This window comes from Borborobacter arsenicus (assembly GCF_003934165.1).
Taxonomy (GTDB): Bacteria; Pseudomonadota; Alphaproteobacteria; order Rhizobiales; family Rhizobiaceae; genus Pseudaminobacter; species Pseudaminobacter arsenicus.
The window spans coordinates 206,220-225,546 of record NZ_RKST01000008.1 but is presented as its reverse complement, the minus strand read 5'-3'; the positions used below and the strand labels follow the sequence as shown (position 1 = coordinate 225,546).

Below are 19,327 nucleotides of genomic sequence, written 5' to 3'. Positions count from 1 at the left end.
TCAGCGATGTCTGGCGGCGTCCTATCAGACGACAGCCCATTGCTCAACGCGCTTGGCGCGCAAACCACCAGGCCGCAACAAACAGCGAGAAAAAGCCCACCGGAAAATACAGGCGCAAACCCAGCACCGCAAATTGATAAAGCGCGGCAAGCCCGGTGAAGACGAACTGCAACAGCCAGGTGATGGTGAAGGCCTCGGCATGCCATTCGGCATAATAGGAGCGGTATTGGAGGGCATAGAATGCGCCGGTAGCCGCGATGGTCGTGGCAGCGAAGGCGAGCAGGGCGGCGGCAAATGCGGTTTCGGGCCGCCGGCCTTCAGCAAGCAGCCTGGCAAGAAATAGCCCAAGAGGAAATCCGATAGAACCACCGCCCGCAAACAGCAGGGCGACGGTTCGTATCCGGGCGGGGCTTTCCCAGGCATCTGTCGCCAGCACAATGGCGGCGCTTGTGCTCATCGCGGCCGCCCACAGCACCGCGCCGACAAATGCAATCCGTGCTGGGGGAAGGGCGCGTCGGAAGCGCCCGTGCCCTTTCATGACAAGCGTGAGTGGGGTGCTGCCGGCGCTCACAACTTGCCTGTCACGGCAATCCAGCGATAGTCCGGCCCTTCAAAACCGATGCCTTGGACGGCAACCAGGACCGCATATACGGGGCCGTCCTTTCCGTCGAAGAAGGTCTGTACGCCGCCAATCCGATAGCCGGTCGGGCAATTGCGGCTTTGTGGCAGGGCCTTATCTTCGTGCAGCAATACGGTCCTGCCATTTTCGACCGCATCGATCCGCAGCAAACGGAAACCAGCAAGGTCGCCAAGGCCCTCGCATCGTCCTTCAGCGGCAAGTGGAAATTGCTCCAGCCGGAATTCGACCGGCGCGTCTATTGGCGGAAAGACCGGGCGCGGATTGACGACGACACGATTGGGGTCGGCATTCAGCTCGGTTACTGCATTGAATGCCGCCATGTGGCCGCGATTTTCCGAAAGCTCGGAATCTTCGATGAATATCTGGCTGCCCTCGCGGACCTTGCGACGCACAGCGGCAACTGTTGCGCTTTCATCGTCAATCCGCGCACGGACCGGCGTTCCTTCCAGGAATTTATCCGTCTTCGTGTCGATGTAATAGCGGTTGGCATAGGGAAAGCCCGAACCGTCCTGAACGCCATATTCCTCGAAGGCAAAAATGCCGCCGTCATGGCTGAAGCCGAGGATTTCCAGTTCTGCCACGTCGCCACAATGGGCGGCGGTGAGCGAGGAGAGAAAGGCAATCCCGGCGATGCCGAACAGGGTGGCGAACTTCATGGTTGCTCCATCCTACGAACGATGCTGCCCCGACTATATGCCGTGCAGGTCTTTAGAGCATGTTGCAGCCAAGTGGAATCACTTGGCGTCGCATACATGTGGCAAAATCAATTAGATAGACCATGATGTCGTCCGAAAACCGCTTCACACTTTTCGGCATCATGGTCTAACGCCGTGTTGCATGCATCCAAATCGATGGCCGCGCGTTGCTTTCGCGGATCACCAGGAGGAGACAGGAAGTGGCCAACAGCAGCGAGATCAGGGAGCATATGAAAGTCATTGGCGCCGACGGAGTTCATATCGGCACCGTCGATGGCATGGAAGAACACCGCATCAAACTGACCAAGCAAGACAGTGGGCAAGGATCACATCGAGGTCACCATCACTATATTCCGATGAGCCTGGTTGCTGAAGTGGAGGGCGACACGGTGCGACTTTCGGCCAATTCCAATGTTGCGGTGACCTTCGAGGAGGAAGCCGATGGCGGAGATCCCGGCCACTCAGCGTGAAGTCCAGACCGACATGAGGTCGCCTGCCGCCGGTGTCGCGGCGTAAACGGCGCGTGCGATGGCCCGTGCCATTGTCGCGCCTGCGGCGGCATAAAGATCGGTTGCCTGATCCGAATCGAAGGCAACACTGCTTTTGCCGGTCGCCAGGGAAAACACCAGGTCGCCGTCAAACGGCGTATGCGTTGGCCAGATCGCGCGAGCGAAACCATCATGCGCGGCGATGGCCAGCCGCTTGGTTGCGGCCTTGGTGAGCGCGGCATCGGTGGCAATGACGGCGATGGTTGTGTTCATGCCGGCCTTGGGTGGCTGCCGAAACTTGAGCGAAATGTCGTTGGCCTCCTTCGGCATCGGTGAGGGAAAACCAAGTCCGCCGAACTCATTTCCGATTTCGAAAGGTGCTGCCCAGAAATGCTTGCTCTCACCCACGGTGACCGAACCCACCGGATTGGCCGCGACCAGCGCGCCCACCGTCACACCGTTGTCGAGCACCGTTGATGCCGAGCCAAGACCGCCCTTTAGACCGGCCGTAAGCGCGCCCGCTCCGGCACCAGCCGTGCCGATGGCAAAATCCAACGCGGCCTTCTGGACGGCCTCGTAGCCAAGCTCGCGGTAGGGCGGGTAGCGGCCCCAACCCTTGTCGCCGCCATTGATCAGGTCGAACAATATGGCGGCCGGGACGATCGGGATGCACTGGCCGCCAACCTCGAAGCCGATGCCTTTTTCACGCAGCGCTGCCTGCACGCCGGATGCCGCATCGAGGCCGAAGGCCGATCCGCCGGAGAGAACCACGGCGTTCACTGTCTCGACGGTATTATGCGGCTCCAGAAGATCGGTTTCCCGCGTACCGGGCGCACCACCCAGGACTTGGACACCGGCCACCGCCGGCTCGTCGCATAGCACCACCGTCACACCCGATTTCAGGGTGGCATCATCGGCATTGCCGACGCGAAGGCCGGCAACGTCGGTGATGAGATTTTTCTTGCCGGCCTTGAAGCTCATGGCGCATCCACCGGAATGAACTGCTTGCCGTCGAAACGGAACAGGCGATAGGGATTGTCCGACAGGTCGCCCTTGTCATCAAACCGTACCGGCCCGATCACCGTCTGGAATTCGCGTCCTGAGAGGGTTTTGACCGGTGGCTCGCCGGAATCCGCAGAGGCGGCGAGGGCGGTCCCGGCAATCTCGATGGCAGCATAGGCAGGCAGGACATAGCCTTCCGCGATGATGCCTTCGCCAGCCAGGCGCGCCGCCACCTCCTTGCCGGCACCGTCTGCCCATTCAGGTAGCGCGACCATCAATGTGCCCTGCGCCAACGGCACGTCGCCTGAGGCGGCGCGCAGCGTCTCACCGCCGGCAAACACCATATCCGCGCCGACCTGGCCCGCGTCGCGCGCCATGATGGCGATGTCGTCCCGATCACCCCCGACAAAGACATGCGTGGCGGATGCTTTCTTAAGCCTGCCGACAAGCCCGATCTGATTGTCGAGCTGCGGCCGGAACGTATCGACGAATACCGGCTTCAATCCGGCCTGTTCGGCTGTGGCGCGGAAGCTTTCGGCGAGTTCACGCCCATAGATGGTGCCGTCGTCAATGATGGCGAAAAGCTCTTCCCGCCAGAGCGCCGTCAGCAGGGTACCGGCGGCTTCGCGTTCGTCGTCGGCACGGGGGGCAATGCGAAAGACCGGCCACCCGGTCTTTTCACGGCGGTCAGTCATGCTGTCGGCCCGTACACCAACGGCAATTGCAGGTATGCCAGCATCCTTGAGCAATGGGAGGGCTGCTTCGATGGCTTCCGTGCACAGGAAGCCGACGACGATCTGCGCTTTCTGCGCTATAAAATCCTGTGCTGCCCTGGCACCGCCTTCGGCGCTGCAGGCGTCGTCGGTAATGGCGAGTTCGATCCCTGAAAAAGACGTTGCCGCCTGCGCGCCGGTTTTCACCTGTTCCCCAAGCAGCGATGAGGCCCCGCTCAGCGGCGCAGCCACGCCGACGCGCAGTTCCTGTGCATCGACTGCGCTGTTAAGCGTGAGTGCGGCCAATGCGCCAATGACGAGACCTGCTATTCGCATGCGTGGCAGAATTTCCGTTATGCCGACCAAATGATAAGCCCGATCCAGAGGTAAAGGCTGGATTCGTCCCGTGCAACAATGTAATCGGACCGTGGCTCAAAATGGCACTTGCTTGTGACGCCACGGTGCCCGCCATATATTCCGGACAACTTGTCGTCACGGGGCTTTCAGGTGCTGAAGAAGAACGATATCGAACCCCAGGCCTATCGCGATGCGATGAGCCATTTTGCCGGAGCCGTCCATATCGTGACGACGGACGGGCCGGCAGGCCGCCGCGGCGCAACCGTGATTGCCGCCTGTTCGGTCTCCGATGCCCCGCCGATGGTGCTGGTGTGCCTCAATCGCGAGAACCCCAACAATCGGCTTTATGTCGAAAATGGCAATTTTGCGCTGAACACGCTCTCCGCCCGCCATCAGCCCTTGGCCGCGGCTTTTTCCGGAGCCGCCGGGCTGACGCCCGATGCACGCTTTGCGCTGGGGCAGTGGGACACGCTTTCCAGCGGTGCCCCGACGCTGGCCGACGCGCTTGCCGTGTTCGACTGCGAGTTGATCGACACCAAGGATTTGGCCACGCATCGTGTGCTTTTTGGCAAGGTGACAGGCTTGCGCATTGGCGATAATTTCGAGCCGCTCCTCTACCATGCCCGCAACTACCGCGTGCTTTGAGGTAGTCGGCCAGGGAAGAGCAATGACCAAGACAGCATCGCCGGCACCGCGCAGCATCGATGAAACACTCGATATGCTGACTGCCGCCGACTATGTCGCCGACCGTTCCGTGGCGACGGTACTGTTTCTGAGCCTGCGCATGAAACGGCCACTGTTTCTCGAGGGCGAAGCCGGCGTGGGCAAGACCGAGATCGCCAAGGTACTGGCCAAGGCGCTTGGACGGCGGTTGATCCGGCTGCAATGCTATGAGGGACTTGATGTTTCCTCGGCGGTCTATGAGTGGAACTACGCCGCCCAGATGATCGAGATCCGCATGGACGAGGCTTCAGGCTCGGTCGATCGAAGCCAATTGGAGCGCAACGTCTTTTCGGAAAAATATCTGATCCGGCGACCTGTGCTGGATGCACTGACCGGCGAGGAAGGCAATGCGCCGGTGTTTCTCATCGACGAACTCGACCGCACGGACGAGGCATTTGAGGCGTTTTTGCTCGAAATCCTGTCAGATTTCCAGGTAACGGTGCCGGAATTGGGGACAATCAAGGCAAAAGAGCCGCCAATCGTCGTCATTACCACCAACCGCACCCGTGAAATCCACGACGCGCTGAAGCGGCGCTGCCTCTATCACTGGGTCGACTACCCCGATGCTGCGCGCGAACTCGAGATCGTGCGCCGCAAGGTGCCGGACGCCAATCGGCGACTGTCGGCCGAGATCGTCCGTTTCATCCAGAAGCTGCGCGAACTTGATCTTTTCAAGGTGCCCGGCGTTGCCGAAACGATCGATTGGGCAAGCGCCTTGACCGAACTCGACAAGGTCGCGCTCGATCCGGAGACAATTTCGGACACGATTGGCGTGCTCCTCAAATACCAGGACGACATAGCGCGCATCGAGCAGGGCGAAGGCCGCCGTATCCTCAAGGAGGTAAAGGCAGAGCTTTCGACGGCTGAGTAGAACCGTGGACGCCTTCCAGCCCATTCCTGAATCTGCCAACCCGGAAGGGCGCATCGCCGATAATATCGTCTATTTCGCCCGCAGCCTGCGCAAGGCCGGCATGCGCGTCGGGCCGGCGTCGGTCAAGGATGCGATCGAGGCAGTGCTTGCCGCCGGCATCGGCTCGCGCGACGACTTCTACTGGACGCTGCATGCGGTGTTGGTGTCGCGGCACGAGGACCATGCGGTGTTCGACGAAGCTTTCCGCCTGTTCTGGAAGTCGCGCGAGCTGGTCGAAAAGATGATCGCGATGTTTTCGCCGGTGGCGCCCGCCAATCGCGAGAAGCAGAAGCCGCGCGCCGCCGAAACGCGCGTCAGCCAGGCTTTGTTCGATGGGCAGGAGCAGAATAGGCCGCCGCGCGAGATGCCACCGGAATATGAAATCGACGCGCGCTTTACCACTTCGGGCAGTGAGGTTCTGCACGCCAAGGATTTCGCCCAGATGAGCGCTGCCGAGATCAGCGACGCCAAGCGCGCGATTGCTGAACTGCGATTGCCCTTCGATACGATCAGGACGCGGCGGTTCAAGCCCCATTATCGCGGCCGCATCGATCCGCGCGCCACCATGCGCGCGGCCGCACGCTCCGGCGGCGGGCTTATCCTGCCGAAATTCAGAACCCCTCGCGAAATCCATGCGCCGCTGGTGGTCCTCGCCGATATTTCCGGCTCGATGAGCCAGTACACGCGGATTTTCCTGCATTTCCTGCATGCATTGACCGAAAAGCGGCGCAGGGTTCACACATTCGTCTTCGGCACGCGGCTGACCAACCTGACCCGTCAGATGCGCCATCGCGACCCCGACGAGGCGTTGGCCGATTGCTCGGCCGCCGTTCGCGACTGGTCCGGCGGCACCCGCATCGGTGATACCCTGCATGAGTTCAACAGGCTTTGGTCGCGCCGAGTGCTGGGGCAGGGCGCTATCGTGCTGCTGATCACCGATGGGCTGGAACGCGACGAGGTCGATGACCTGGGCAAGCAGATGGAGCGGCTGCGAAAGTCATGCCGGCGGCTGATCTGGCTCAACCCGCTGTTGCGCTTCGATGGTTTCGAGCCGCGCGCACGCGGCGTCAAGGCCATGCTGCCGCATGTCGACGAGTTCCGCGCCGTGCATAATCTCAATGCGCTTGCCGATCTGTGCGCATCGCTGGACAAGGCGCATACAAGCGATGCCGATCCGCGCCGTTGGCTGCGCATGGAAGCGCTGCATGCCGCCTGAATCAGGAGGACTATCATGGAAACCAATGCCTATCTGGATGAAAGCCGCGATCCGTTGGCCATAGCCGAGCGCTGGATGAGCGACGGCAAGGAAGTGGCAATTGCCACCGTGGTGGAAACCTGGGGCTCGGCGCCCCGGCCGGTTGGCAGTCATCTGGTCATAGATGCTGACGGTAATTTTGAGGGCTCGGTGTCGGGCGGCTGCGTGGAAGGTGCGGTGATTGCCGAGGCAACCGATGTGATCGAAAGCGGCAAGCCACGGATGCTGGAATTCGGTGTTGCTGACGAAACGGCCTGGCGGGTCGGACTGTCCTGCGGTGGCCGCATCAAGGTCTATGTCGAGCGGGTGGGCTGACATGGACCCGTTGCATCTCAAGAAGCTCAATGCCGAGCGCCGTACGCGCCGCGCCGTCATGCTGGTGACTGATCTTGGCGACGGCCGCGACCGCATCGTTCGCGAGGGCGATGTCGTCGGCGGTGCGTTGGGCGAGGCGATCGGCGAGACTTTTCGCAGCGGCCGCTCCGGATCGGTGGAAGTGGAAGGGCGGACATTTTTCCTCAATGTCCATATCCCGCATCCGCGGCTTGTGGTCATCGGCGCGGTGCATATCAGCCAGGCGCTGGCGCCAATGGCGAAACTGGCCGGGTTCGACATGGAGATCATCGACCCGCGCACGGCCTTTGCCAGCAAGGAACGTTTTCCCGATGTTCCGCTGTTTGCCGAGTGGCCCGAGGTGGTGTTGAAGGACCGGCCTCTTGATACTTACACCGCCCTTGCGGCAGTGACGCATGATCCGAAGATCGATGATTTTGCGCTGAAAGCCGCGCTTGAAACCGGCTGTTTCTATGTCGGCGCGCTGGGCAGCCGCAAGACGCATGCCAGTCGGGGTGAGCGGCTTGCAGCCATGGGCGTCGGGGCAGAGGCAATTGCAAGAATCCATTCGCCGATCGGTTTGAACATCGGCGCGGCGAGTCCAGCCGAGATCGCCGTCGCCGTCCTGGCGCAGATCATCCAGGCGCTGCGTTCGCGGGGCATGGCCGAAACGAAGGGGGAAGCGGCGTGAGCGTCCATGCCATCGTTCTGGCCGCAGGGCGGTCGAGCCGCATGGGTGGACCGAACAAGCTGATGGCGCTGTTCAGCGACCGGCCGCTGATCAGGCAGACGGTGGAGCGCGCGCTTGCTGCGCATACGGCCGGAATCATTGTCGTCACCGGCCATCAGGCGGAACGTATCGAAGCGGCGCTGTCGGGGCTCAATGTGCGATTTGCCCACAACCCGGATTTTGCCTCCGGCCTGTCGTCCTCGCTGAAGGCAGGCGTCTCGGCGCTGCCGGTCGATGCCGCCGCTGCCCTGATCGTGTTGGGCGACATGCCGGGGGTCACGACGGATGACCTCAATCGCGTCATTGACGCATTTACGGCAGACTCCACCTTGCCTATTGTGCGGGCCACCCATAATGGCAAGCGTGGCAATCCGGTGCTTCTGCCGCGTTCGGTTTTCCCCGTTATATCCTTGTTGCAGGGCGACACCGGTGCCCGGCATCTGATTGAAAATGAGAGGGAAAATGTCATCGACGTCGAGATCGGTGTTGGCGCTTCCGTCGATGTCGATACCAGGGATGCGATGGCGCGTGCCGGTGGCGTGCTCCAGGAAACCTGACCGGAAATCCGCACGCAGGAAGTCGGCTTCCGTTCTGTCCCGACTGGCTGCCACCATAGTTCTGGCCACCGTCCTACCAGCGAACAGTGCAGGCCAGGCGCTTGCGCCCTACAAGGACGAGCTTTTCGCCTATCCGGACCTAATTTCGACGTCCGATGGTGGTGCCTATACGGTGGTCGATTATCGTGAGATGCGCGATATCAACGGCCGCGACGAGATTCCTGAGCGGCGCGTGCGTGCCAAATATGTTTCGACCAGTGTGCGGCGCGCCCAAAAGGATCTGGTGCTGAAGACAGATAGCGGCGAGATTCGTCACATCGCTGTCGGCACAGGCGAGAAAGCCAAGCTTATTGTCATTTACCTGCATGGGCAGGGCGGCAGCCGCAAGCAGGGCGTCGATGACTACACTTTCGGCGGCAATTTCAACCGCCTGAAGAACCTGATGGCGGCGAATGACGGCCTTTATCTCTCACCGGATTTTTCCGACTTTGGTGAAAAGGGTGCGGCCGAAATCGCGGCCTTGATCGCGCACTACGCCGAGAATTCACCCGGCGCACCGGTTTTCGTTGCCTGCGGCTCGATGGGCGGGATGTTGTGTTGGCAGCTGGCAACGGATCGTCAGGCCAGCCAGCATATTTCCGGGCTGCTGCTGCTCGGCTCGCTCTGGGATGAGAAATTCTTCTCAAGCCCGGCCTTCAAGCGGCGTGTCCCCGTGTTCTTCGGGCATGGCAGCCGCGATACGGTTTTTGCGGTAGACAAGCAGGAAGCCTTCTTCCGTTCCATCGCTGCCAAGGCACCGGGTTACCCGGCCCGCTTCGTGCGCTTCGAGACCGGCACTCACGGCACGCCGATCCGCATGACGGATTGGCGCCAGGCCTTGAATTGGATGCTTTCGGCAACTCCGTGAGTTTAGGGAGCCGTGTTGTAGTCGAGGACGGTCTGCGGATTGACCTCGCCGTCATAGGAGGCATCGACATCGTATTGGACGAGGCTGAAATCGCCGTCGCGAAATAGCCATGTCCCGCTCGATGCCGCATCACCGGTGCCTCGCCACTTGCCATGCGAGGTGATCGTCCTTGTGGTTTCGTCAAAGGATGAGTTGAGCAATTCACCGACGGCGCGATAGCCGACGACATTGATCGCCTCGACCTTGCCCTCGCTGTTGCCGCCCTCATAGTGGATGTCGAGTTCCGGCGTGGCGAAGTGCAGTTCCCGCACCTCGCCGGCATCGTTTGCCAGGTAATAGACATGCACTTCATTATAGGCGCCCGCCGCGCAGAAGAATCGGAAGAGCCGCGCCTTGCGCTCCGGCTCGCTTTCGGCATCGTGGCTGCCGTGGAAGTTGATCGTGTAATCGTCCGGCTCGGTTACGCCATCCTCCTGGCCGGGAGATAGCGAGCCACACTGGGTGGTATGGGTGGCGACGAAGGCAGCTCTTGCCTGTTCGAGCGCGGCATCCTTTGGTGCGGGCGCCGGCCCATCGCCGCAACTTGCGGGCAGGGCCTCCGCCAACGGGCCTTCCACTGGCTTAAGTACGCCTTTTTCGATGTGAAGCCCGCTGAAGGGCGGCTCCTGTACCTGCGGATTGACAAGCCGCGCCGTATAGCAGCCAGCGAACACCGCCTCGCTGCCATCCTTGTTGCGGGCGAGGATGGCGACGGGGATGTTGAAATAGGTGCTACCCGCAGCCCCTTCCACGCCGGCGTCGCCAGTTATCACCTCGACCTCACTGGTCTGTTCATAGCCCGCCACGAAACCATTGAAATCCTTGGCAGGTTTGACGTCGCCGAAATACTCCCAGGCGCGTGAATATTCCTGCCGGTTGATCGCGTTATAGAGCGAGCGGACAAGCGAGGCAGCGTCCGAACGGTCATCCAGATAGGCGGGCTCCGCCGCGGCCGCGGATTGCGCTAGGAGCATTGAGACAGTGGCGGCAAGCAGTGCTTTCATCGCGAATCTCCACGCTACGAATCTAACATGGAATGCGGCGCGGCCATGGCGCTTGCATCTCTGGCTTCGTGGGCGTTAGCTCCGGATGACCATTCCGGTCATGCAAGAGGTTGCCAATGACTTTGTCGATGTATCAGGCCTCGGTGCCTGTATTCCTGTCCATGCTTGAAAATCTGTCCAACATCCTGTCCCGTGCCGAAGCGGATGCAACCGAACGCAGGATCGACCCGAATATCTTCCTCACCGCGCGGCTGGCGCCCGACATGTTTGCGCTTGCACGCCAGGTGCAGATCGCGACCGACCACGCCAAGGGTGCGCCATCGCGGCTCGCAGGGCGTGAAGTGCCCCGATACGAGGATACGGAAGCGACCTTCGGTGAATTGCAGGCGCGTATCGAAAAGACACGGAATTACCTGAAGACGTTCGAGCAGAAAGATATCGACGGCTCGGAAGATCGTGTGATCGAAATCAAGGGCGGCGGACGGCTGTTTTCCTTCAGCGGTGCGCAATATCTGCTGCATTATGCGCTGCCGAATTTCTACTTCCACGTCACCACCGCCTACGACATTTTGCGTCACAACGGAGTGGATCTTCACAAGCGCGACTTCATCGGCGGCAGTTGAACGGCAGGGTGCCCGATGCGGCATCGATAAAATTCTCGCGCTCGCGCCAAGCCATTTTTAACGAGCTTTCCCTAGTATCCGCCTGATACGAAGTTGTCGCGATTTGACGGCAAGGGGGGCTTGATTGGGAACCGGTGCCGATCGCGATTTTGCAGCGCTGCTCGACGATCTTTTTGCCGCGCCGCCGCGCGCGGCGGAAATTGCTCCGTCACCTGTGATCCGCATGGACTATCTCTCCGTTGCTGAAGAACTCCATTCCGGCCGGATCAAGGTTTCCCCCGATCACGCCGCAGCCGAATATCGCGAGGCGGAAACGGGCCATGAAGGCAGCTTCGCAGCACTTCTGGCCAATCTCGAGCGCCTGGCCGAACTTGGTGTTGCCGAGGAGAAGCTGCCTCCTATCGATCCGGACTCAATCGCGGCCGAGCTGGGGCTTGGGACCGGCAAGCCAAGAGTGGATTTCGGTCGGTTGCGCCGGGATTTTGCTTTTGCAAATCATCCCGACCGGGTAGCTCCGCACCTGCAACAGCGCGCCATGGTCCGCATGCAGATTGCCAATATGCTGATCGATGACGCCAAGCGGCGCGCCGCACGCTCGACGAAGCGCTGAGATCGAGCGCCTAGGGCGACTTTCTGCCACTGGACCTTGGCTGATCATCCCGATAAGGTTTTTGTTCAATCGGGTGAAAGGAAAATGCATATGAGTGAAATCTGGTTCCGTACGGGCGAAGCGACTGTTCTGGCGGTGGAAGGGCAGGCGACCGACGCCATGCCGGAGGTGGTGATCGGGTCGGTCAGGGGTCCGGTTGGCCAGGCCTTTGCCTCGATGATGGGGCAGGTGAAGGGCCATACACGCATGTTCGTCGTGCGTGACCTCAACCAGGCGGTAAAGCCGGCGACGCTGATGACCACCAAGGTCACCATCAAGAGCATGGCCTATGCGGAACTGCTCGGCGGCGTGGTGCAGGCAGCCATGGGCGATGCAATCGTCGATTGCCTCGCAGAAAACATCCTGCCGAAGGACCAGGCCGACGAATTGTGCATGATCATCACCGTGTGGCTCGACCCGCGCTGTGCCGAGGACGAAAACCTCGACAAGAAGGACCTTTATCGGACCAATTACGAGGCGACCAAACTTGCCATTACGCGCGCCATGACCGGCAAGCCGACGGTTGATGAACTGATTGCCAACCGCAAGACCATCAAGCACTACGCACTCGATGGCGTAATCGACTACTAAGGTCTTCACGGCATCGCCGAGATCCGGAGCAGTTCGGAAAGGCTATGCCCTGATGTAAAAAGCCACAGCGCCGCTCACCTCAAGGTGATTGCGGCGCTGTGGTCATTGTTTCTGCCCGATATTGGCGATGTTCGCCCCAGTCTGGCCCCCTCATTGGGCTGGCTTGGTAGTGCTTCCATCGCTCGGGAGGCGCTAGAGCATTTTGCAGCCAAGTGGAATCGCTTGGCGTTGCACAAATGCGGCAAAACAAACAGATAGAGCGGCAGCCCGGATTTATCCGGGCATCCGCCGCTCTAATGAAGCGCCTCCTGACCGTTAAAGGCCTATTGCAATATGAGTACCACCGTAGTTACCGCCGCAGCGGTTTCGCGCCCGCAGCGCTGGGCGCTGGCGGCGCTGCTTCTGGGCGGCATCGCCATTGGCTGTTCGCCGATTTTCGTGCGTCTGTCGGAAGTGGGGCCGATGGCGACGGCATTCTGGCGCGTTGGCCTTGCCATGCTGCCCCTGCTGCTGTGGTACGGTTCCAATTCCGCGGGAGCGACCGGCACCGAGACCCGGCCGCGTGGTTTGGCAGACCGTCTGGCGCTTGTCCTGCCGGGTTTGATGCTGGCCGGCGATCTCGCAGCCTGGCATATCGCGCTTTACAAGACGTCGGTGGCGAACGCGACGCTGCTTGCCAATATGGCACCGATCTTCGTGACTCTGGGCGGCTGGCTGATCTTCCGCACGCCGATTACGCGGATCTTCCTGGCCGGCCTGACGCTGGCACTTGCAGGCGTCGTCATTCTGAGGGGCGGGCCGCAGGCTCTTGGCAGCGGCAACCTGGCAGGTGATGCCATCGCCATGGGAGCCTCGGTCTTCTATGCCGGCTATATCCTCTCGCTGGGACGGCTGCGTAGCCGATTCTCCACGCTCACCACGCTGTTGTGGACCACGGGCTCTGCAGCGGTGTTCATGGCCCCGCTGGCGCTTTTGCTCGAAACCGACCTTTGGCCGCTGACATTCTATGGCTGGGCGATCTTGCTGGGGCTTGCCTGGTTCACGCATGCCGGTGGGCAGGGGCTGATAATTTTTGCCTTGGCCTGGCTGCCGCCGGCCTTCTCGTCATTGACGCTCTTGATTCAGCCGGTTGTGGCCGCCATCTTGGCGTGGGTGCTGCTCAGCGAGCCGTTAGGTGCAATGCAGGCGATTGGTGGTATCGTCATCCTGGCCGGCATCATGATTGCCCGAAAAGGTTGAAGCGGGCGGCAAGGAAGGCGCTCGTCCATGAACCACCGCATCATGCTTGGTTCCTATCCCATCCCCAGGTTTGCGGGTATTCCGAACCACAATTTTCTGGTCTGGACCGATTATGACGGGACGCCGCTGTTCGAGATCAATGGCGGCGCCGTCAATCCTGACGGAACCTTCAACTATGCCGCGATTTTCGGCCGCCTGACTGCCGTCGAAACGGATTATTCGAAACGCGATCCGGTGCGTTTCCCGGAATTCCATATTCGGCCGACATCGCGCTCGACCGTGTTGTTGGAGGCTCCCCGCGACGAGATTGCCATGCGCTGGGCGGCAGGCATCGAGCTGGCCGGGCGGATTTCCATTTCCGGCTTGCGCTATTCGATACTGACACGAAACAGCAATTCGGTTGCCACCGCTGTTGCGCACGGCATGGAACTTGCGCTGCCGTCTGCCTCGCTTGGGTTGCTGCGTGCTCCCGGTGCACGGCGGCGCCTGGCGTTGGCGAGCTGATGCGCGGGCCTTCTAATCCGCAGCGCTCAGCCTTCCTCTAGTTCGCATAATTCGGCCAGCGTTGCTTCATTGCTGACGCGGATGGCGCCGCGCCGGGTCTCGATCAGCGCGTGCGCGCGCCAATCATGCAATGTTTTGTTGACCGATTCACGCGTTGCGCCGAGGAAATCGGCAAGGTCGGATTGGGAGATGGAAATCCATCCTTCCGCGTCCGCCATGAAACTCGACAGATAGAGCAGGCGCTTGGCCAGCCGGGCCTCGATCTTCAAAAGCGCCTGGTCGCCGAATTCGCTGCTTACCCAGCGCAGCCTTGCGCATAGAAGGGCGATGACTGCGCGTGCGAGGTCGGGATGCTTTCCGATACGATCGAAAAGCTGTGTCCGGCTGACGGAGACGAGTTCGCATTCGCTCAGGCATGTGGCGGTCGCGGTGCGCGGGCCGCCATCCAACGCGCCGATCTCGCCGACGAGGCTTTGCGGCCGCTCGATATTCGCGACCAGCTTGCGCCCACCAGGGGAGTAGATCGAGATTTCCACCTTGCCGCTGATAACGCCATAAACATGCGTGGCGGCATCTTCCTGCATGAACAGATGCTGGCCTGGTTCGTAGCGCTCAACCGGGCAGCCGGTGAACAGCAGTTCGAAGTTTTGTGCTTCCAGCCGTGCGAAATGCTGCGGCTTTTCGGGATCAGTATCGCCGTCCTGATATTGGAGCATATGGCCTCATAATGACCGCAAGCATAGCACGCCCCGGCGGTGCAGGCGAGACGACCGGCGCGACATGTCTGCGGCCCGCCTATTCCTTATCGTCATCCATCAGGATGCGCTCTGCCGCGCCGTCAAGATCGTCGTACTGGCCGGAGCGCAATGACCACATGAAGGCGCCGAGCCCGGCAAGACCAAGCAGGATGGCAATCGGAATGAGGAAAACCAGATAGCTCATGGCTTTGCCGCTGCTGTACGCAGGGAAACGCCGGAAACTGCGCTGGTGTCGGCGGGAGCCGGCGCTGCCTGTGGTGATCTCAAGCGCATCGCATTGGCAACGACGATTACCGATGAGAGCGACATAGCGACGGCCGCGACCAGCGGCGTGACATAGCCGAACACGGCGACCGGCACTGCGATGGCGTTGTAGCCGATGGCCAGCGCGAAATTCTGGCGAATGAGGACCTTCGCCCGATGAGCGATATCCACCGCCTCCTTCACCGCCGAGAGGTTGTCCTTCAGGAAGACGAAATCGGCGGCATTGCGGCCGATATCGGCGGCGGTCGCCGGCGCCATGGAGACATAGGCGGAAGCAAGGGCAGGGGCGTCGTTCAAGCCGTCTCCCACCATCAGCACCTTGCCACCCGATGCTCCGGCCTTGGCGATATGCGCCACTTTGTCGGCGGGAAGCAGACCGGCCCGGAAGTCATCGACCACCAGCGCAGAGGCGACAGCCTCGACAGAAGGCGCCCGGTCGCCGGAGATTATTCCAAGCGACATGCCAAGCTGCCTTAATCCGTTCACAGCCGCAAGCGAGCCCGGCCTTATGCTGTCTTCAAACGCGAAGCGGGCGAGAATCCTGCCATTCTTTGCAAGGATCGAAATGGAGACGGCATCGGTGTCCGCTTCATCGCCTCCATTATCGAGTGCCCAGCTGGCGCGCCCCAGGCGATAAAGATCGTTGCCCGAGCGAGCCTCGATTCCCAGGCCCGGATGTTCGGAGATCGCGTCGAATGACCGTTGTTCCAGCGTACTGCGGCGCGTGCTGGAAGCAATTGCTGACGCCATGGGATGCCGCGAGCCGGCGGCCATACCGGCGGCGATGGCCAATGCCTCGGGCTTGATCTCCCCGGTATTGATGAGCCTCGGTGTCCCAAGCGTCAGCGTCCCGGTCTTGTCGAAAAGGACGGTGTCGACCTCGGCCAGCCGTTCCAGCGCCGAGCCGTCCTTGACCATGATGCCGCGCTCGAACAGGCGCCGCGCCGCGACCACCTGGACGATAGGCACGGCAAGGCCGAGCGCGCAGGGGCAGGTGATGATGAGGACCGCAATGGCAATGGTGATGGAGTTGTGCCAGTCGCCGGTCAGCACCATCCAGCCGATAAGCGTGAGCAGCGCCAATGTGTGCACGACCGGCGAATAGAGAGCCGCCGCACGGTCGGCCAGCCGACGGTATCGCGCCCGCCCGCCCTCGGCTGCCTCCATCATTCGCACCATTTCGGCGAGGAACGAGTTTTCAGACCGTGTCGTGGCCTCGATCGTCAGCGGGCCGGTGAGGTTCATCAGGCCCGCCTGCACCTTGGCGCCGACGCCGATGCGAAGCGGCGCGCTTTCGCCGGTAACCAGCGAACAGTCGAGTTCGGAGGCGCCTTGCACGACCACGCCGTCGACGGGAATGCGGTCACCGGCTGCGATAAGCATCATCGCGCCCGGCTGGATCTCCGCGATGGGAACGTAGCGCCGCTCGCCGCCCTCGGCGATGATCGTTGTGCCCGCCGGTGAGAGGCGGGCGAGCCCGGCAACCGCCGACCGGGCCCGTTCACGCATGACATGGTCGAGCGTGCGGCCGATCAACAGGAAGAACAGCAGCGAGGTCGCGGCATCGAAATAGGCATGGGGGGCGTTGTAATAGGTCTCGTAGAGGCTGAGACCGACGGCCAGGGAAACACCGATCGAGATCGGCACATCCATATTGGTCCGGCCGCGCCGCAGCACCGACCACGCCGAAAGATAGAAGATGCGCCCCGAATAGGCGACCGCAGGCAAGGCCAGGGCAGCCGAAATCAGGTGGAATGCATGGCGCGTGGCTGCATCGGCTCCCGACCAGACGGATACCGACAGGAGCATGATGTTCATCGCCGAGAAGCCCGCGACCGCCAGCGCCTTGATCAGGCGCGACAGTTCGGGGTCCTTCTCGTCGGTGGCAGAAGAAAACAGATGCGCCTCATAGCCGATGGCGTCGAGTGCTCCGATCAGGTCCGGCGGGGTTTCATCCAGCGCTCGCCATTTGACGGCAACCCGCTTCATGGACAGGTTGACGCGGGCAGATTCCACACCCGGCAGCGCCGACAGGGTTTTCTCCACCGCCGCGATGCAGGCTCCGCAATGGACGCCGGGAACCGAGAGATCGGTCTGGCGGGTGCCGTCGCCGAGATCGCGGCTGGCCAGGCGAAGTTCGTCTGCCGAGACCGGCTGGATACCATCCATTTGCAGCGCCGCTTCGGCGCCGGCCGCGCAACAACTCATGATGCGGTCATCCGCTCCTTATGTTCGCCCGCCCGGATCTCAATGCAACGCCTTGTAGGCATGCCAGGTCGCATGGCCGAGCAGTGGAAACACGATGATGAGCCCGATCATACCCGTAGCCAAGCCGAGGGCGGTCAGCATGAGCACGATCGTGCCCCAGGCAAACATCACCGGCAGGTTGTTCCAGACCAGCGAAATGCTGGTGCCCATGGCGGTGAAGACATCGGTCTTTTTATCCAGCAGCATCGGCACGGAGAAGGCACTGATGGCGAAGGCGAAAGCTGCAAACAGCCCGCCGACAATGGTGCCGGTGATGAGCATTGCCCAGCCGATGCCCGTGGTGAACAGCATCTCGGCAATGTGATCGAGGCCGGGGAATGGCCGCAGGCCGAAGAACAGCGCGTAGAGGATGACGGCGGCACGCATCCACAACAGCGCCAGCCCGCAGAGGATGACACCGGTAAAGATCACCTGTGCACCCGAGGCTGCACGAACAAAGAGCATACGACCCAGGGTGACCGGTTCGCCAGCTTCGATGCGCCGGCTCTTCTCATAGAGCCCGATGGCAACGAGCGGGCCGACGACAAGGAAGGCAGCAATTGCCGGAAACAGGATGTAATCCAGCCCGAGATAGAATAGGCAGGCCACGACCCCGAGCGACACCGCAAATACCGCCACGCCATAGGCGAGGCTCGGACCCGGATGGATGGTCAGGTCATGCCATCCCGCGCGCAACCAGTCGAAGGCGGCGCTTGCCGGCAAGCCCCGGTTACGGCTTCCGACAGGTATCGGTGTGTGCGTTGCATCGACGGTTTCCATGCCGATAATCCTTTTTGTCAAATCCGCCTGTCGCGGCATGTCAACATGATGAGCGGGCGGCCCGATAGACCGTCCTTGCCGGACCGCTTCCCGTTTCCTTGGCATGAGCCACGCAATCGGGTTGGGACGTCACCGAAACATAAACCAGATGGACGTTTGCAGCCACAAACACCGCAAGCCCGACGGCGATGCACGCGCCGACGATGAGCCTGATGCGTGTCCGGCGTTGCGGCGCGGCCATCTTGATGTCGGCATCGATGGTCATTGCTTCTCCTGCGGCAGCGCGAGCACATAGAGCGTCAGGATCTTGCGGTCGGCTGCGGAAAGACGGCCTTCCCAGGCCGGCATATGTCCCTGCCGCCCGGAATAGACGGTCGTGTGCAGCGTCTGGAGATCGCCGCCATAGATCCAGCTTGCATCCGTCAGGTCCGGTGCACCGAGATCGTGCATGCCCTTGGCGTCCTCGCCGTGGCAGGAAGCGCAATTCTCGGCAAAGATCTCGCTGCCCCTGGCGGCGGCTTCCGGCGTTGGCTGTGCCTGTTCCGACGCTGTTCCGATCGACTGCACATAGGCCAGGACATCATCGATCTGGGTGCGGTCGAGCATGCCGTCACGGCCGAAGGCAAGCATCTGCGAAGTCCTCGTTTCCTCATGCGGCGAGTTGATGCCGACGCGGATCGTTTCAGCGATCGCTTCGGGATCGCCGCCCCAGAGCCATGCCTTGGCGGCAAGATCGGGAAAACCCTTGCCGCCGGTGCCGCGCGTTCCATGGCAGACCGCGCAATTGTCACCGAACAGCGTGGCGCCGGCCTCCTGCACGACCCCCATCAGCGCAGAATCCGCCTGGATGGTGGCAAAATCCATCTGTTCGATCTGGTCCATCCAGACTGCACGCTCGGCCTTGGCCTGTTCGACCTGCTGTTCTACCGTCGTGCGCTGGTCGATGCCGAGCAGGCCCTTGGTGTAGGTCCAGCCCAACGGCCAGGCCGGCATGAATATCCAGTAGCCGATGGAAAACAGGATGGTGACGACGAGGAAGAAGATCACCACCCGAGGGATGGGCGTCTCCAACTCCTCGATGCCATTCCACTCATGCCCGGTGGTCATTCGTCCGGTGACGGGATCGCGTTTTTCCAGTGCCACGGCTTTACTTCCCCGGTTTGTCATCTTTGTCGAGAATGCTCTTCTTGGCCCGATCGAACCGTTTCTTGTTCGACGGCCAGAATGTGTAGATCAATACGCCCGCAGCCATGGCCAGCAGGTAGAACAGCCCCCAGCTCTTGGAGAAGGCGACAAGCGTGTCATGGCTGAAGTCCATG

Annotated in this window: 25 protein-coding genes; 13 read left to right on the top strand and 12 right to left on the bottom strand. The window is 61.4% G+C overall.

The window, feature by feature from the left end:
• Nucleotides 1-43 precede the first annotated feature (43 nt).
• Nucleotides 44-457: a hypothetical protein gene (locus EET67_RS14690; protein WP_128626930.1), complete on the bottom strand. Its 414-nt coding sequence runs from the start codon at nucleotides 455-457 to the stop codon at nucleotides 44-46.
• 110 nt (nucleotides 458-567) lie between these two features.
• Nucleotides 568-1,296: a DUF2259 domain-containing protein gene (locus tag EET67_RS14685; RefSeq protein WP_128626929.1), complete on the bottom strand. Its 729-nt coding sequence runs from the start codon at nucleotides 1,294-1,296 to the stop codon at nucleotides 568-570.
• A 269-nt stretch (nucleotides 1,297-1,565) separates the two neighbouring features.
• On the opposite strand from EET67_RS14685, the gene EET67_RS14680 reads away from it, so the two are divergent.
• On the top strand, nucleotides 1,566-1,805 hold the full coding sequence (locus EET67_RS14680) for a DUF2171 domain-containing protein (protein ID WP_128626970.1): 240 nt from the start codon (nucleotides 1,566-1,568) through the stop codon (nucleotides 1,803-1,805).
• Here the strand turns inward: EET67_RS14680 and EET67_RS14675 are convergent.
• On the bottom strand, nucleotides 1,797-2,804 hold the full coding sequence (locus EET67_RS14675; protein ID WP_128626928.1) for a P1 family peptidase: 1,008 nt from the start codon (nucleotides 2,802-2,804) through the stop codon (nucleotides 1,797-1,799). The two genes, EET67_RS14680 and EET67_RS14675, sit on opposite strands and share 9 nt — an antisense overlap.
• A complete protein-coding gene (locus EET67_RS14670) occupies nucleotides 2,801-3,874 on the bottom strand; it encodes a branched-chain amino acid ABC transporter substrate-binding protein (protein ID WP_128626927.1) in 1,074 nt (357 codons plus the stop codon). The genes EET67_RS14675 and EET67_RS14670 overlap by 4 nt, the downstream gene beginning before the upstream one ends.
• 171 nt (nucleotides 3,875-4,045) lie before the next feature.
• Here EET67_RS14670 and EET67_RS14665 point away from each other — a divergent pair, with 171 nt between their 5' ends.
• The 7 genes from EET67_RS14665 to EET67_RS14635 are packed head-to-tail and all read left to right on the top strand — an operon-like array spanning nucleotide 4,046 to nucleotide 9,310.
• The gene (locus EET67_RS14665; protein ID WP_128626926.1) at nucleotides 4,046-4,540 is read left to right on the top strand and encodes a flavin reductase; all 495 of its coding nucleotides are present in this window, start codon (nucleotides 4,046-4,048) and stop codon (nucleotides 4,538-4,540) included.
• Nucleotides 4,541-4,562: 22 nt separating this feature from the next.
• Nucleotides 4,563-5,489: an AAA family ATPase gene (locus tag EET67_RS14660; protein WP_128626925.1), complete on the top strand. Its 927-nt coding sequence runs from the start codon at nucleotides 4,563-4,565 to the stop codon at nucleotides 5,487-5,489.
• 4 nt (nucleotides 5,490-5,493) lie between these two features.
• Nucleotides 5,494-6,744, top strand: a complete 1,251-nt coding sequence (locus EET67_RS14655) for a vWA domain-containing protein (protein WP_245450934.1) — start codon at nucleotides 5,494-5,496, stop codon at nucleotides 6,742-6,744.
• Nucleotides 6,745-6,759: 15 nt separating this feature from the next.
• Nucleotides 6,760-7,098, top strand: a complete 339-nt coding sequence (locus tag EET67_RS14650; RefSeq protein ID WP_128626924.1) for an XdhC family protein — start codon at nucleotides 6,760-6,762, stop codon at nucleotides 7,096-7,098.
• Between the two features lies 1 nt (nucleotide 7,099).
• Nucleotides 7,100-7,807: an XdhC family protein gene (locus EET67_RS14645; protein WP_128626923.1), complete on the top strand. Its 708-nt coding sequence runs from the start codon at nucleotides 7,100-7,102 to the stop codon at nucleotides 7,805-7,807.
• A complete protein-coding gene (locus tag EET67_RS14640; protein WP_245450932.1) occupies nucleotides 7,804-8,403 on the top strand; it encodes a nucleotidyltransferase family protein in 600 nt (199 codons plus the stop codon). The genes EET67_RS14645 and EET67_RS14640 overlap by 4 nt, the downstream gene beginning before the upstream one ends.
• Before the next feature lie 43 nt (nucleotides 8,404-8,446).
• Nucleotides 8,447-9,310, top strand: coding sequence for an alpha/beta hydrolase family protein (locus EET67_RS14635; RefSeq protein ID WP_128626967.1), 864 nt, complete (start codon nucleotides 8,447-8,449; stop codon nucleotides 9,308-9,310).
• A gap of 2 nt (nucleotides 9,311-9,312) precedes the next feature.
• Here EET67_RS14635 and EET67_RS14630 read toward each other — a convergent pair whose 3' ends face one another.
• On the bottom strand, nucleotides 9,313-10,353 hold the full coding sequence (locus EET67_RS14630; protein WP_128626922.1) for a DUF1176 domain-containing protein: 1,041 nt from the start codon (nucleotides 10,351-10,353) through the stop codon (nucleotides 9,313-9,315).
• Nucleotides 10,354-10,469: 116 nt separating this feature from the next.
• Between EET67_RS14630 and EET67_RS14625 the strand changes: the two genes are divergently transcribed.
• The 5 genes from EET67_RS14625 (at nucleotide 10,470) to EET67_RS14605 (ending at nucleotide 13,959) form a co-directional block, all read left to right on the top strand.
• Nucleotides 10,470-10,976, top strand: a complete 507-nt coding sequence (locus EET67_RS14625; RefSeq protein ID WP_128626921.1) for a DUF1993 domain-containing protein — start codon at nucleotides 10,470-10,472, stop codon at nucleotides 10,974-10,976.
• A 124-nt stretch (nucleotides 10,977-11,100) separates the two neighbouring features.
• Nucleotides 11,101-11,586, top strand: coding sequence for a hypothetical protein (locus EET67_RS14620; RefSeq protein ID WP_128626920.1), 486 nt, complete (start codon nucleotides 11,101-11,103; stop codon nucleotides 11,584-11,586).
• Nucleotides 11,587-11,676: 90 nt separating this feature from the next.
• Nucleotides 11,677-12,216, top strand: a complete 540-nt coding sequence (gene fae, locus EET67_RS14615) for a formaldehyde-activating enzyme (RefSeq protein WP_128626919.1) — start codon at nucleotides 11,677-11,679, stop codon at nucleotides 12,214-12,216.
• A gap of 333 nt (nucleotides 12,217-12,549) precedes the next feature.
• Complete coding sequence (locus EET67_RS14610; protein WP_128626918.1) at nucleotides 12,550-13,455, top strand: DMT family transporter; 906 nt, start codon at nucleotides 12,550-12,552, stop codon at nucleotides 13,453-13,455.
• 27 nt (nucleotides 13,456-13,482) lie between these two features.
• Nucleotides 13,483-13,959, top strand: coding sequence for a hypothetical protein (locus tag EET67_RS14605; protein WP_128626917.1), 477 nt, complete (start codon nucleotides 13,483-13,485; stop codon nucleotides 13,957-13,959).
• Nucleotides 13,960-13,985: 26 nt separating this feature from the next.
• On the opposite strand, the gene EET67_RS14600 is transcribed toward EET67_RS14605, so the two are convergent.
• The 7 genes from EET67_RS14600 to EET67_RS14570 all read right to left on the bottom strand — a co-directional run bounded on the left by EET67_RS14600 (nucleotide 13,986) and on the right by EET67_RS14570 (nucleotide 19,326).
• Nucleotides 13,986-14,675, bottom strand: coding sequence for a Crp/Fnr family transcriptional regulator (locus EET67_RS14600; protein ID WP_128626916.1), 690 nt, complete (start codon nucleotides 14,673-14,675; stop codon nucleotides 13,986-13,988).
• A gap of 79 nt (nucleotides 14,676-14,754) precedes the next feature.
• Entirely contained in the window at nucleotides 14,755-14,901 is a 147-nt protein-coding gene (gene ccoS, locus EET67_RS14595) for a cbb3-type cytochrome oxidase assembly protein CcoS (protein ID WP_128626915.1), read from the bottom strand.
• Complete coding sequence (locus tag EET67_RS14590; protein WP_128626914.1) at nucleotides 14,898-17,189, bottom strand: cation-translocating P-type ATPase; 2,292 nt, start codon at nucleotides 17,187-17,189, stop codon at nucleotides 14,898-14,900. Before EET67_RS14590 ends, ccoS begins: the two co-directional genes overlap by 4 nt.
• Before the next feature lie 39 nt (nucleotides 17,190-17,228).
• The gene (locus EET67_RS14585) at nucleotides 17,229-18,008 is read right to left on the bottom strand and encodes a DUF2189 domain-containing protein (RefSeq protein WP_128626913.1); all 780 of its coding nucleotides are present in this window, start codon (nucleotides 18,006-18,008) and stop codon (nucleotides 17,229-17,231) included.
• Between the two features lie 40 nt (nucleotides 18,009-18,048).
• Complete coding sequence (locus tag EET67_RS14580) at nucleotides 18,049-18,273, bottom strand: hypothetical protein (RefSeq protein WP_245450930.1); 225 nt, start codon at nucleotides 18,271-18,273, stop codon at nucleotides 18,049-18,051.
• Nucleotides 18,270-19,151 (bottom strand): cytochrome-c oxidase, cbb3-type subunit III, encoded by an 882-nt coding sequence (ccoP, locus tag EET67_RS14575; RefSeq protein ID WP_245450928.1) that lies wholly within the window; start codon nucleotides 19,149-19,151, stop codon nucleotides 18,270-18,272. The genes EET67_RS14580 and ccoP overlap by 4 nt, the downstream gene beginning before the upstream one ends.
• 4 nt (nucleotides 19,152-19,155) lie before the next feature.
• Nucleotides 19,156-19,326, bottom strand: coding sequence for a cbb3-type cytochrome c oxidase subunit 3 (locus EET67_RS14570; RefSeq protein ID WP_128626911.1), 171 nt, complete (start codon nucleotides 19,324-19,326; stop codon nucleotides 19,156-19,158).
• Between the last annotated feature and the right edge of the window lies 1 nt (nucleotide 19,327).

Coding starts and splice junctions, on each gene's coding strand:
- EET67_RS14660 (WP_128626925.1), top strand. CDS start 4,563: ATGACCAAGACAGCATCGCCGGCACCGCGCAGCATCGATGAAACACTC.
- EET67_RS14600 (WP_128626916.1), bottom strand. CDS start 14,675: ATGCTCCAATATCAGGACGGCGATACTGATCCCGAAAAGCCGCAGCAT.
- EET67_RS14625 (WP_128626921.1), top strand. CDS start 10,470: ATGACTTTGTCGATGTATCAGGCCTCGGTGCCTGTATTCCTGTCCATG.
- EET67_RS14645 (WP_128626923.1), top strand. CDS start 7,100: ATGGACCCGTTGCATCTCAAGAAGCTCAATGCCGAGCGCCGTACGCGC.
- fae (WP_128626919.1), top strand. CDS start 11,677: ATGAGTGAAATCTGGTTCCGTACGGGCGAAGCGACTGTTCTGGCGGTG.
- EET67_RS14680 (WP_128626970.1), top strand. CDS start 1,566: ATGAAAGTCATTGGCGCCGACGGAGTTCATATCGGCACCGTCGATGGC.
- EET67_RS14630 (WP_128626922.1), bottom strand. CDS start 10,353: ATGAAAGCACTGCTTGCCGCCACTGTCTCAATGCTCCTAGCGCAATCC.
- EET67_RS14690 (WP_128626930.1), bottom strand. CDS start 457: ATGAGCACAAGCGCCGCCATTGTGCTGGCGACAGATGCCTGGGAAAGC.
- EET67_RS14675 (WP_128626928.1), bottom strand. CDS start 2,804: ATGAGCTTCAAGGCCGGCAAGAAAAATCTCATCACCGACGTTGCCGGC.
- EET67_RS14685 (WP_128626929.1), bottom strand. CDS start 1,296: ATGAAGTTCGCCACCCTGTTCGGCATCGCCGGGATTGCCTTTCTCTCC.
- EET67_RS14605 (WP_128626917.1), top strand. CDS start 13,483: ATGAACCACCGCATCATGCTTGGTTCCTATCCCATCCCCAGGTTTGCG.
- EET67_RS14650 (WP_128626924.1), top strand. CDS start 6,760: ATGGAAACCAATGCCTATCTGGATGAAAGCCGCGATCCGTTGGCCATA.
- ccoS (WP_128626915.1), bottom strand. CDS start 14,901: ATGAGCTATCTGGTTTTCCTCATTCCGATTGCCATCCTGCTTGGTCTT.
- EET67_RS14670 (WP_128626927.1), bottom strand. CDS start 3,874: ATGCGAATAGCAGGTCTCGTCATTGGCGCATTGGCCGCACTCACGCTT.
- EET67_RS14580 (WP_245450930.1), bottom strand. CDS start 18,273: ATGACCATCGATGCCGACATCAAGATGGCCGCGCCGCAACGCCGGACA.
- EET67_RS14590 (WP_128626914.1), bottom strand. CDS start 17,189: ATGAGTTGTTGCGCGGCCGGCGCCGAAGCGGCGCTGCAAATGGATGGT.
- EET67_RS14585 (WP_128626913.1), bottom strand. CDS start 18,008: ATGGAAACCGTCGATGCAACGCACACACCGATACCTGTCGGAAGCCGT.
- EET67_RS14610 (WP_128626918.1), top strand. CDS start 12,550: ATGAGTACCACCGTAGTTACCGCCGCAGCGGTTTCGCGCCCGCAGCGC.
- EET67_RS14570 (WP_128626911.1), bottom strand. CDS start 19,326: ATGGACTTCAGCCATGACACGCTTGTCGCCTTCTCCAAGAGCTGGGGG.